General features: G+C 67.9%; 6 protein-coding genes. 3 read left to right on the top strand and 3 right to left on the bottom strand.

Going from position 1 to position 12,250, the window contains the following annotated elements; translation table 11 throughout:
* Positions 1 to 37: 37 nt before the first annotated feature.
* Positions 38 to 694 (top strand): RIO1 family regulatory kinase/ATPase, encoded by a 657-nt coding sequence (locus tag ISN75_RS19230; RefSeq protein WP_343203638.1) that lies wholly within the window; start codon positions 38 to 40, stop codon positions 692 to 694.
* Positions 695 to 710: 16 nt separating this feature from the next.
* On the opposite strand, the gene ISN75_RS19225 is transcribed toward ISN75_RS19230, so the two are convergent.
* Positions 711 to 1,487, bottom strand: a complete 777-nt coding sequence (locus ISN75_RS19225; RefSeq protein WP_167258573.1) for a ferredoxin--NADP reductase — start codon at positions 1,485 to 1,487, stop codon at positions 711 to 713.
* A gap of 561 nt (positions 1,488 to 2,048) precedes the next feature.
* Here ISN75_RS19225 and ISN75_RS19220 point away from each other — a divergent pair.
* Entirely contained in the window at positions 2,049 to 2,723 is a 675-nt protein-coding gene (locus ISN75_RS19220) for a response regulator (RefSeq protein ID WP_167258571.1), read from the top strand.
* Between the two features lie 196 nt (positions 2,724 to 2,919).
* Positions 2,920 to 6,807, top strand: a complete 3,888-nt coding sequence (locus tag ISN75_RS19215; RefSeq protein WP_343817635.1) for a transporter substrate-binding domain-containing protein — start codon at positions 2,920 to 2,922, stop codon at positions 6,805 to 6,807.
* Between the two features lie 936 nt (positions 6,808 to 7,743).
* On the opposite strand, the gene ISN75_RS19210 is transcribed toward ISN75_RS19215, so the two are convergent.
* Together ISN75_RS19210 and ISN75_RS19205 are read right to left on the bottom strand one after the other, a co-directional pair.
* On the bottom strand, positions 7,744 to 10,839 hold the full coding sequence (locus tag ISN75_RS19210) for an error-prone DNA polymerase (protein WP_343817633.1): 3,096 nt from the start codon (positions 10,837 to 10,839) through the stop codon (positions 7,744 to 7,746).
* Positions 10,836 to 12,248, bottom strand: coding sequence for a DNA polymerase Y family protein (locus ISN75_RS19205; protein ID WP_343817632.1), 1,413 nt, complete (start codon positions 12,246 to 12,248; stop codon positions 10,836 to 10,838). The genes ISN75_RS19210 and ISN75_RS19205 overlap by 4 nt, the downstream gene beginning before the upstream one ends.
* Positions 12,249 to 12,250 lie beyond the last annotated feature (2 nt).

The raw sequence follows: 12,250 nt of genomic DNA, 5'->3' as shown, positions 1-12,250 counted from the left end.
GGGCGAGTGTACCCCGCCGCCGCTCGCGGGAAGCCACGTGGACAGCACCGACGACACCCATCTGCTCAAGGCCGACGAACTGGGCCGCATCGAACTCACGCGCCGCGATGGCGTGCGGGTGATCCGCCGCGATATCGGCGCGGCCCGCTGGTGGGCGCGCGCGTTCGCGCGCCGTGCCGCGGCCCGCGAAGCGCGCGCGCTGGCCAAGCTCGCCGGCGTGGACGGCGTGCCGGCACTGCTGGGCTGGAACGGCAGGGAATTGCTGCGCGGCTATATCGCCGGCGCGCCGATGCAGCAGGCGCAACCGCGCGACCGCGCTTACTACCGCGATGCGCTGCGCCTGCTGGCGCTCCTGCACCGCCGCGGCATCGTGCACAACGACCTGGCCAAGGAACCGAACTGGCTGGTGCGCGAGGACGGCAGCCCGGCGCTGGTGGATTTCCAGATCGCCTGGACCCGCGGCCGCCGCGGCGCGCTGTTCCGCCTGCTGGCGCGCGAGGACCTGCGCCATCTGCTCAAGCACAAGCGCACCTACTGCGCTGACGCGCTGAGCGCGCGCCAGCGCGCCATCCTGGCCACGCCGGCGCCGCATGCTCGGCTGTGGCGCGCCACCTTCAAGCGGCTGTACAAGCTGGTGGCGCGGCGGATCTTCGGCTACTGGGACAACGAGGGGCAGGGGCGCATCCGCCAGTGACGGCGCACCCGCCGCATCACTTCTCGACGAAGGCGCGTTCCACCACGTAGTCGCCCGGCTCGCGCGTGCGCGGCGAGGCGTGGAAGCCGCGGCCGTCGAGCAGGGCGCAGGCGTCTTCCAGCATCGACGGGCTGCCGCACAGCATGACGCGGTCGGTGTCGGGGTTGAGCGGCGGCAGGCCGATGGTCTGGCTCATCAGGCCGTCGGCGATGGCGTCGGTGATGCGGCCGCGGTTGCGGAACGGTTCGCGCGTGACGCTGGGGTAATAGATCAGCTTCTCGCGCACCAGTTCGCCCAGGTATTCGTGCGCGGGCAGCTCGCGTTCGAGGTAGTCCGAATAGGCCAGGTCGTTGACGTGGCGCACGCCGTGGGCGAGCACGATCTTGTCGAAGCGCTCGTAGGTGTCCGGATCGCGGATGACGCTGAGGAACGGCGCCAGGCCCGTGCCGGTGCCCAGCAGATAAAGATGCCGGCCCGGCTTCAGGTCGTTCAGCACCAGGGTACCGGTGGGCTTGCGGCTCACCGTCACCGGGTCGCCGGGCTTCAGGTGCTGCAGGCGCGAGGTCAGCGGCCCGTTCGGCACCTTGATGCTGAAGAACTCCAGGTGTTCTTCCCAGTGCGCGCTGGCGATCGAATACGCGCGCATCAGCGGACGGCCCTCCGTTTCCAGGCCGATCATCACGAATTGTCCGCTGTCGAAGCGGAAGCCGGGATCGCGCGTCGTGCGGAAGCTGAAGAGGGTGTCGTTCCAGTGGTGCACGTCGATCACGTGCTCGGTTGCCAATGCGACCATGGGGTTACCGTTGATCTTAAGAAGATTCGTATAAGAACTGCGCGGCGGGCGCGCCACGCGCCGCCGGAGCATGAACTCGTCAGCGTGAACTCGTCAGCGTGGACTCGTTGGGGTGGCGAGGGCTGCCTGACGAGCACTGCCGGACGGCAGTCGATGCCGCTCATTATGCCATCTGGCGGCTGAAAGCGCCGAAGCCGCGTCCGGAGCGGAGATCCGGCGCCCCCCGCAAGCCCGGCCGCGACAGACCAGGAAAATTCTAAATCTCGGCGTAATCGGAGAAATCCGAGGCGGATTCGATACATTTTCGGACAAATGGGCCTCAGTCGCGGATGCCCATACACGTTCCGTTGGGGTTGAATGAAGACTTCGCATAGCCGCTCGCGGCAGTCCGCGAAAAGCAGGGGACGGCCACGCTCGTTCCACCCCGGCAGTACCGTCCGGCGCGATTCGTTTTCTCTTACGGAAAACACCGCGGGTATCGCGGTTCGAGGCCGCTCTGGACGCGCTCCCGGAGGCACCGACGCATGGCTTGGGGATCGGCGTACAGACGAGGACAGCGTGATGATTCGAGTCATCGTGGCGGACGACCACCCGGTGGTGGTGATCGGCGTCAAGACGGTGCTGGAGCGGCATGGCGACATCAAGGTGGTCGGCGAAGCCTGCAACGGCAGCGAATTGATCGACCGGCTCGACCGGCTGCCCTGCGATGTGATCATCACGGACTTCTCCATGCCCGGCGACGCCCCCGACGAACTCTCCGGCGAGGGCGGCAGCGAACCGCGCCATGCCGACGGCCTGCCGCTGATCACCTTGCTGGCCACGCGCTACCCGCAGATCCCGGTGATCGTGCTGACCATGCTCAACAACGTGGCCGTGCTGCGCGCGATCCGCGAGAAGGGCATGAAGGGCCTGGCCTACAAGAAATCGTTCGCCACCGACTTGCCGAATGCGGTGCGCGCGGTGAAGCGGGGCGATACCTATGTCAGTCCCAGCCTGCGCGAGCGCTTCCATCAGCGGGAACATTCTCCGGAAACCATCGCAAAGGAACTTTCTCCCTGCGAGATGGAAGTGCTGCGCCTGTACGGCCTGGCCCAGCTCACCGTGACGCAGATCGCCGAACGCCTGCATCGCAGCATCAAGACGGTGAGCGCGCAGAAGCGCAGCGGCATGAAGAAGCTGGGGATTCTTCACGACAGCGCGATCGGCGAGTACCTGGAGAAGCTCGGCTTTCGCTGATGCGTCATCGGGCTCGGATTTTTCCGTGCCGTTTTCAGAACACGCTGATTTATTCGCTGCGAAAGGCCTGATTACGGCAACCGTTCCGGCCGTGCATGCTGCCCGGCCCATCCGTGCGGAACGTTGCACGGTGGCGATTCGGCGGCAGATGCCGGGACAAGCGCCCCGCCATCGTTATTCATAGGAAGGTCTTTGCATGGCTTGGCTGCGCTGGTGGCTGTTCGCGATGATGCTGTGCGCCGTACGTTGCGCCGCGGCCGAAGGCGTGGTGCTGACGACGGAAGAGGAGCGCTGGCTCACCGAGCACCCGGTGATCGTGGTGGGCAGCTACCAGGAGGGCTTCGCGCCGTTCGAGAGCGTGGTCGAGGGCCGCGTGCAGGGCATGGCTCCGGACTACCTGGCCCGGCTGGCCGACATGCTCGGCGTGCGCGTCGCCTATCGCGTGTATCCGGACTGGCCGTCCCTGCTGAAAGCGGCGCAGGCCGGCTCGGTCGATCTGCTGATGAATATCTCGCCGACCGCCGAACGCGCCGCGCACCTGCAGTTCAGCCAGCCGTACTTCGAGGACTTTCCCGCCCTGGTCACGCGCATCGGCAACGAGCGCGTGAAGGACATGGCCGGCCTGCGCGACGCCACCCTGGTCAGCCTGGCCCAGGACGCCACCGCCGACACCGCGCGCGCCTATATCCCCGGGGTGAAGCTGGTGCACGCGGACAGCACGCGCGATGCGCTGCGCATGGTGGCGGACGGGCGCGCCGAGGGCTATATCGAGAACCCCTACGCCGAACGGCTGGCGATCGATGCGGCCGGCCTGCACCACCAGCTGCGCGTCGGCCCGCTGGTGGCGCTGCCGATCTCCGCGCTGTGCCTGGCCGCGCCGCACGACCGCGCGGCGCTGATCGGCGCGCTGGACAAGGCGCTGGCCCTGCTCACCAACGAGGACCACGCGCGCCTGCGCGCGCCGTGGCTCAACGGCGACATGCGCCACCCGCGCAGCGACGATGCCGCGGTGCCGCTCAGCGAGGACGAGCGCGCCTGGCTGCGCCAGCTGCCGCCGCTGCGCGTGACCATGGACCCGACCTCGCCGCCGTTCACCCTGCTGGACCGCAACGGCCAGCCCGCCGGCATCTCCAGCGACTACCTGCGCGAGATCGCGCGGGCGCTGGATCTGCGGCTCACCTACGTGCCGGCGCGCAACTGGGGCGAGGTGATCCGCGGCATGGCCGAGAGCAAGGTGGACCTGATCCCCGCGGTGTCGCCGGTCAGTCCGGAGCAGTCCCAGCTGATGGACTTCTCGGTGGGCTATCTGGACTACCCGGTGATGATCATCACCCGCACCGAGGCCAACCCCATCACCGGCCCCTACGACATGGCCGGCTGGACCGTCGCCGCCAACCTGTCGCGGCAGGACATCAAGGCCATGACCGGGCGGATGCGCGGGGTGAAGGTGATCGGCGTGGCCAGCACCGAGGAAGGCCTGGCCAAGGTGATCGACGGTTCCGCCAACGCCTTCGTGGGCGATATCGCCAATGCCGACTTCGTGATCCGCGAGCGCTTTCCCGGACGGCTGAAGATCAATGCGCCCACCGAGGACCACGTGGTGCTGGCGATGGGCGTGGCCAAGCGCTACGCGCCGCTGGTGCCGCTGATCAACCGCGTGCTGATGAATATCCCGGAGCGCAGGCAGCAGTCCATCCGCAATACCTGGCTGGCCGCGCATTACACCTTCGGCGGCAGCTGGAAGGAGATCGCGCACAAGACCCTGCCGGTGATCGCGATCGTGCTGCTGTTCCTGCTGACGGTGTCCTACGCCTATTTCCGGCTGCGCCGCGAGACCAGCAAGCGCCGGCGCACGGAGGAGCAGCTCACCGACGTCACCCGCCATCTGCCGGCGGTGGTCTACAAGTTCCGCTACACGCGCGAGGAAGGCGTGCGCTTCCTGTTCGTGGGCGGCAATCCGGAGCCGATGTTCGGCATCGGCGCGCAGGTGTTCATCGACGGCAAGCGCGGCGCGCTGTCGGCCATCGTCGAGGAGGACCGCGCGCCGCTGCTGGCCGAGGTGGAACGCGCCGCCAGCAGCATGATGCCGTTCCAGGCGGTGGTGCGCGTGCGGGCCTGGGGCGGCCTGCGCTGGGTATCCACCAGCGCGACGCCGCGGCTGGTCGAGGGCGTGGTGCATTTCAGCGGCTGCTGGGTCGACACCACCGAGCAGCACCTGCAGGCCGAGCAGCTGGCCCGCGCCAAGGAGCAGGCCGAGACCGCGACCCAGGCCAAGACCGAATTCCTCGCCACCATGAGCCATGAGATCCGCACGCCGATGAGCGGGGTGATCGGCATGCTGGAACTGCTCGGCCACACGCCGCTCAACGAGGAGCAGCGCCGCATGCTGGGCACGGTGGAGGCGTCGGCGGCGGCGCTGCTGCAGATCCTCGACGACGTGCTCGACTTCTCCAAGATGGAAGCCGGCCGCCTCAGCATCGAATACGTGCCGGTGGACGTGCGCGACCTGATCGACAGCACCGTGAGCGTGCTGTCGGCGCAGGCCCATCGCAAGGGGCTGGCGCTGGCGGTGGATATCGACGAGCGCCTGGCCGGCGAGGTCAGCGCGGAGAACGTGCGGCTGCGCCAGATCGTGCTCAACCTGGTCAGCAACGCCATCAAGTTCACCATGCTCGGCGCGGTGCGCGTCTACGTGAAGGTGCTGGAGGACAACGGCAGCAGCCAGCAGGTGCGCGTCAGCGTGGTCGATACCGGCATAGGCATGTCGCCCGACCAGGTGTACCGCCTGTTCCAGCCGTTCACGCAGGCGGAGTCGTCGACCACGCGCCGCTATGGCGGTACCGGCCTGGGTCTGTACATCTGCCGCCGGCTGGTGGAGCTGATGGGCGGCACCATCGCGGTGGAGAGCGAAGTGAACCTGGGCACCGGCATGCACGTGGAGCTGAACATGCCGATCCACCGGCGCGAACTCTCGCATCACGCGCTGCGCGGACGCACGGTGCGCATCGAGGTGGCGGATCCGGCCGTGTGGATCGCCCTGCGGCGCTATGTGCTGGCGCTGGGCATGACGGTCGAGCAGGACGGCGATGCGGCGCGCGGCCGGCACGGCCGCGACCACCCGGACCTGCTCTTCGTCGACGAACAGTTCGGCGCCAGCCGCCCCGCCGCGGCCGGCGCCTGCATCGCGGTCACCGCCATTCCCGATCCGCATGGCTATACCAGCAGCGCCGCGGGCGTCACCGTGACCAGCAATCCGCTGAAGTGGTCCACCTTCGCCATCGCCTGCCAGCGCGCGCTGGGCCTGAGCGTGGGCGAGAGCGAGCGCGAGGCGCTGCGCGGCGCCTCCGCCGGCACCGAGGGCCGCGTGCTGGTGGCCGAGGACAACCCCATCAACCAGGCGCTGATCGCCGCCCAGCTGGACAAGCTCGGCTACGCCTGCGACGTGGTGGCCAACGGCAAGCAGGCGCTCGACGCCCTGGAAGAGCGCAGCTACGACCTGCTCATTACCGACTGCCACATGCCGCTGATGGACGGCTACGAGCTGGCCCGCGCCGTGCGCCGCCGCGAGAACCACAGCGGCCGCCACCTGCTGGTGCTGGCGATGACCGCGAACGCCATGCCTGGCGAACTGGAACGCTGCACCAGCGCCGGCATGGACGACTTCCTGCCCAAGCCCGTACGCATGCCCGAACTGCGCGCGAAGCTGGAGCGCCTGTTCGGCGCGGACACGGCGGCGGTACGGCCGGTGTTCGAGGTGGACCTGGGCATGCTGCGCGAGAGCTTCGGCGACGACCACGTGATCCAGTCCCTGGTGACCGACTTCGTACGCACGACGCGCGTGGACCTGCTGACGCTGGATGTGCTGGTGGACCAGCGCCGGCCGCTGGATGTGGCGCATTGGGTGCACCGCTTGCTGGGTGGGTTGCAGTTGTTCGGGAGTAATCCGTTGACGGAGGAGGGGCAGGCCCTGGAGCAGGCGCTGAAGTCGCAGGACCGCTATGAGGTGATGGCGGATGCGTTGGCGTTTCGGAGGAGGGTGGAGGGGTACCTCGACAGGTTGGAGGTGGTTGCGCGGGCGCTGTGAGCCTTGCTCGTCATTCCGGCGTGGGCCGGGGTCCAGTTTCTGTATCGCTCGGTTGTCGCGTGGCCGCGATTTGGCCGCTTATGCAGCGGGCATTCCGGACGCCTGCCGGCGCCCGGGTCACTTTCTCTTTGCTGGCCCAAAGAGAAAGTAACCAAAGAGAAATGGCCTGAAGTCAAAGGCTCGCGACGCGACTAGAAGGAGCAGTGGGCGGCTGCGGTAAACGGATTAACCTGGGTCTACACGAAACCACAGTGCGTTTACGTAACGGCTTCTTCAACGTGCCGTTGCCGAGAGGATGTTCAGTGACTGAGGCCAGCTTTTAGGCTTAGCCCTGTTCGTCGCGTAAGCGCACGGCGTAGGTTGGGGTGAGCCATAGGCGAACCCCAACATGGCGAGGCGCGTGAAGGTGCGGGTGTTGGGGTTCGCCTGCGGCTCACCCCAACCTACGCCGGCGTCGCGGGGTGTAACGCCACGCTCCGCCCGAACCCTCATCCGCCTGCCGGCACCTTCTCCCGGAGGGAGAAGGATTCACCCAGAGAAGCTGAGGTAGAACGCACCTTTCAAGCGGGCCTCAGTCCTTGAACATCCTCTCGGCCACGGCACGTTGAAGCACGCGTTACGTAAACGCACTGATGTTTCGTGTAGACCCAGGTTAATCAGACTACCGCAGCCGCCCACCGCTCCTTCTAGTCGCGTCGCGAGCCTTGGCTCTCAGGCCATTCTCTCTTTGGTTACTTTCTCTTTGGGCCAGCAAAGAGAAAGTGACCCGGGCGCCGGCAGGCGTCCGGAATGCCCGCTGCATAAGCGGCCAGTCCGCGGTAACGCAAAAACCAGGCGACACAGAAACCGGACCCCGGCCTACACCGGGATGACGAGCAAAGAGCGGGCGTCGGCAGCGCCCTCCGCATAAGCGGCCCAATCGCGATACCGCGACAACTAATGAAAATCCCTGGAGCGGGCATCCAGCTCCCCGAGCAACGGACTCAAGTCCACCAGCCTCCTGGCGATCAAGTGGCAAACGCCATCCACCGTCTCCCAATGCCCCTCCACGCCAAGCAGCCGCGCCTCCAGATACGCCCGGTGCTGCCGCTCGGCAACCTGCCGCCACACCACCACATTCACCGGACCATGCTCATCCTCCAGCGTGATGAAAGTGACCCCGCTAGCCGTCTGCGGCTGCTGCCGCTGAGTAACCAGCCCGGCGATACGGGCTGGCATCTTGTGCTGCAGCCCGGTGAGCTGCTTCGAATCCAGAAAGCGCTGCGCGCGCAACCGCGTCCGCAGAAGGCGCAGCGGATGCGGGCCGAGGCTGAGCCCGGTGTGGGCGTAATCCGCCAGCAGGTTCTCCGCCGCCGTCGGTGGCGGCAAGGCAACCGCTTCCTCCGCGGGGCTGCTGCGCCCGAACAGCGGCAGCTGCGCTTCCACGCCGCTGACGGCCCACTTCGCGCGATGGCGATGGCCGGCCAGTCCGCGCAAGGCGCCGGCATCGGCGAACAGGTCCTGGTGGCGGCGGTCCAGGCCGGCGCGCGTGCACAGGTCGACGATGTCGGCGAACGGTGATTGCGTGCGCGATTGCTCGACGCGCCGCGCCATGGCTTCGGAACAGCCGCGCACCTGGCGCAGGCCCAGGCGCAGGGCGAAGCCGCCCTTGCTGCGCGGGTCGCGTTCCAGCGTGCAGTCCCAGTCGCTGTAGCGCACGTCCACCGGCAGCACGGCGACTTTGTGGTGTTTTACGTCCTGCACGATCTGGCTGGCGCTGTAGAAGCCCATCGGTTGTGCGTTGAGCAGGGCGCAGGCGAACGCGGCGGGGTAGTGGCATTTCAGCCAGGCGCTGGCGTAGGCCAGCTTGGCGAAGCCGGCGGCGTGGCTTTCGGGGAAGCCGTAGCTGCCGAAGCCTTTGATCTGTTCGAAGATCTGCGCGGCGAAGGCTTCGCTGTAGCCGCGCTCCTTCATGCCGCTGAACAACTGGTCGCGATGCTTCTCCATGCCGCCGTGGCGTTTCCATGCGGCCATGGCGCGGCGCAGTTCGTCCGCCTGGGGACCGCTATAGCCGGCGGCCACCATGGCGATGCGCATCACCTGTTCCTGGAACAGCGGCACGCCCAGCGTGCGCTCGAGCACTTCCTGCAGCGCGTCCGAAGGATAGGAGACCTTTTCTTCGCCACGCCGCCGGCGCAGATACGGATGCACCATGTCGCCCTGGATCGGGCCGGGCCGGACGATCGCTACCTGGATCACCAGGTCGTAGTAATTCGCCGGTTTCAGCCGCGGCAGCATCGACATCTGCGCGCGGCTCTCGATCTGGAACACGCCGATGGTGTCGGCCTTCTGCACCATGGCGTAGGTCGGCTCGTCATCGATCGGGATCGACGCCAGCGTGTGCGACACCCCCTCATGCTGCTTCATCAGATCGAAGCACTTGCGCACGCAGGTGAGCATGCCCAGCGCCAGGCAATCCACCTTGAGCAGGTTCATCCGGTCCAGGTCGTCCTTGTCCCACTGGATGATCGTGCGATCCTGCATCGCCGCGTTTTCCACCGGCACCAGCTCCGACAGCGGGGCATCGGAGATCACGAAGCCGCCCACGTGCTGCGACAGGTGCCGCGGAAAGCCGCGCAGTTCTTCGGTCAACAAGAGCACCCGTTGCAGCAGCGGACTATCCGGATCCAGCCCCGCTTCCCGCAGATGCTCGTCCAGCGAGCCGCCGTTGCGCCACGCAAACACATCGCTCAGCGATGCCACCTGGTCGGTCGACAAGCCCAGCGCCTTGCCCACGTCGCGCGCCGCGCTGCGGCCGCGATAGCTGATCACCGTGGCGGCCAGCGCGGTGCGTTCGCGGCCGTACTTGCGATAGATGTACTGGATCACCTCCTCGCGCCGCTCGTGCTCGAAATCGATATCGATATCGGGTGGCTCGGGGCGGTTGTATTTGTGGTCCTTGCGGCTGGCCGACATGAAGCGTTCGGTCAGCAGCTGCGCCTCGTCCGGGCTGACGCTGGTCACGCCCAGCGCGTAGCACACCACCGAATTGGCGGCCGAGCCGCGGCCCTGGCACAGGATGCCGATGCTGCGCGCGTAGCGGACGATATCTTCCACCGTAAGGAAGTAATGCTCGTAGTCCAGCTCGCGGATCAGCGCCAGTTCGATTTCGATCTGCTTGCGGTTCTTCTCGCTGACGCCATCGGGCCAGCGCCGCTGGATCCCTTCCTCGGTCAGCTTGCGCAGCCACGATGCCGCCGTATGCCCCTCCGGCACCAGCTCCGCCGGATAGCGGTACTGCAGCTGGTCCATGTTGAAGCTGCAGCGCTCCGCGATGCGCACCGTCTCGGCCAGCAGATGCGCCGGATAGATATCGGCCAGCGCATCGCGGGTGCGCAGATGCCGCTCTCCGTTCTTGAACAGCACCGCCCCGGCCTGCGCCACGGTAAGCCCGTGGCGGATCGCGGTAAGCGTGTCCTGCAGCGCCCGCCGCCCGCGCACATGCATATGCACGTCGCCCGCGGCGACCGCTGGAATGCCCAGTTCACCGGCCAGCGCTTCGAGCTGGCGCAAGCGCGCCGCGTCATCCGGGCCGCGATGCAGTTCCACTGCCAACCACAAGCGGCCGGCGAAGCGTTCGGCCAGCCAGCGGCCATCGGCGGCATCCGGTTCGGCGCCCGGCAGCCATAGCGCCAGCGTGCCGGGCAGGCCGTCGGCGAGATCGGCGCGGGTCAGGTGGTAGGTGCCCTTGGCCGAGGCACGGCGGCCGCGCGTGATCAGGCGGCACAGCGAGGTATAGCCTTCGCGCGTTTCGCACAGCAGCACGAAACGTAATTCATCATTCAATTTGAATTGAGAACCGACAATCAATGGCAGTTCGAATTCCAGCGATGCCTCGTACGCACGCACGATGCCGGCCAGCGAGCATTCGTCGGTGATCGCCAGGGCGCGGTAGCCGCAGGCTTTGGCGCGTTCGAATAATTCGCCGGCACTGGACGCGCCATGCTGGAACGTGAAGTTCGACAGGCAGTGCAGTTCCGCGTAGTCCGTCATGCGAACCACCCGTGCAGCATCCACGGCCCGTGTTCGCCGATCGGACAGAACACCCAGGCGCGCTGCCCTTGCGCGGTTTCCACCACGTAGTAATCGCGGCGCAGGCCGCCGCCGTCCCACCAGCCGGTCTCCAGCCGCTCGGGGCCGGCCAGGATGCGCGGCGGCGGGCCGCGCAGCGGGATCGGCGTGTCCAGCAGCCAGGTCGGGCGCGGCAGCGGCGTGGGCGTGCCGATGAACTCGGCCTGCATGTCGGCGGTCTGCGCGCGTTCCGGGCGCGGGTCGGTGCTGGCGCGCAGCTTGCCCACGGCCTGGTCGCCGAGCCGCGCGCGCAGGCGTTCGCGCAATTGCTCCGCCGGCAGCGCATGCAGCGGGCGGGTGTCGAACAGATCGCGCCCGGCCGGCACGAACGGCGGCAGCTCGTGCGCCACCAGCCGCATCGCCACCACCGGTTGCGGCAGGGTGATGCGGTCCAGGCGGCCGCGCGCGTGTTCGAACAGCATGGCCGGTTCGCGTTCGGGCGCGAGCAGGCCGATCGAGACGTCGGTGGAACTGCCGTCGCGATGGATCAGCCGCAGCATGAAGCGCTGCACGCCGCCGTCGCGTCCGGCCAGATACGCGCCGAGATCGCCGATCAGCCGGCGCAGCGGAAACACCAGCGCTTCCACGTGCTCGATCTCGTGCGTCCATTCCATGCCCAAGTCCAGCCGGTCCGGCGGGCGATAGAACGGCAGCACTTCCTGTGTGGCGCCGGTGAGGTAATCCAGGTGTGCGGTCAGCTCGTCGCCGAAGCGCCGGCGCAGGCCGTCGCGCGGCGCGCGCAGCAGCTGGCCCAGCGTGCGCAGGCCCATGCCGGCCAGACTGTCGGCCGCCTGCCCGGGCAGGCGCGCCTTGCCCACCGGCACGGACAGCAGCGCGCTGTGCAGCGCATCCGGCGTGGTCACCGCCAGGCCGTCGTGCATGCCGGCCAGCACGTGGGCGCCGCGCGCGGTGGGCGCGAGGGCGATGTGGTGGCGGAAGCCCAGCTCGGTCAGGTCGTTGCGCAGCTGGCGTTCGAACTTCGGCCAGGGCCCGAACAGGCCCAGGCTCTTGCTGACTTCCAGCACGATCGCGCGCGGCCACAGCGCCACCTCGGCGCTGTAGCGGTAGGCCCAGGCGGCGAGCAGGCGGTGCCAGCGTTCGGTGGCCGCGGGGTCGTATTCCACCGCGTCGAAATGCGCCAGCAGCGCCTGCGCCGTGGCGAGCTTCTGCCCGGGGCGCAAGCCCGCCGCGCGTGCCGATGCATTGGCAGCGTAGACGCTGCGTGCCTGCGCCGGGCCGGTGACCAGCACCAGCGGCTCGTCCGACGGCGGACGGCGGCGCAGCACGCCGTCCAGTGCAAGGTGCGGCAGCAGGATGCAGGCCCAGAGCATGG

It is taken from the genome of Dyella marensis (assembly GCF_049532885.1).
Taxonomy (GTDB): domain Bacteria; phylum Pseudomonadota; class Gammaproteobacteria; order Xanthomonadales; family Rhodanobacteraceae; genus Dyella_D; species Dyella_D marensis.
Note: the sequence above shows the minus strand (reverse complement) of the source record. Positions and strands in the feature narration are given on the sequence as shown.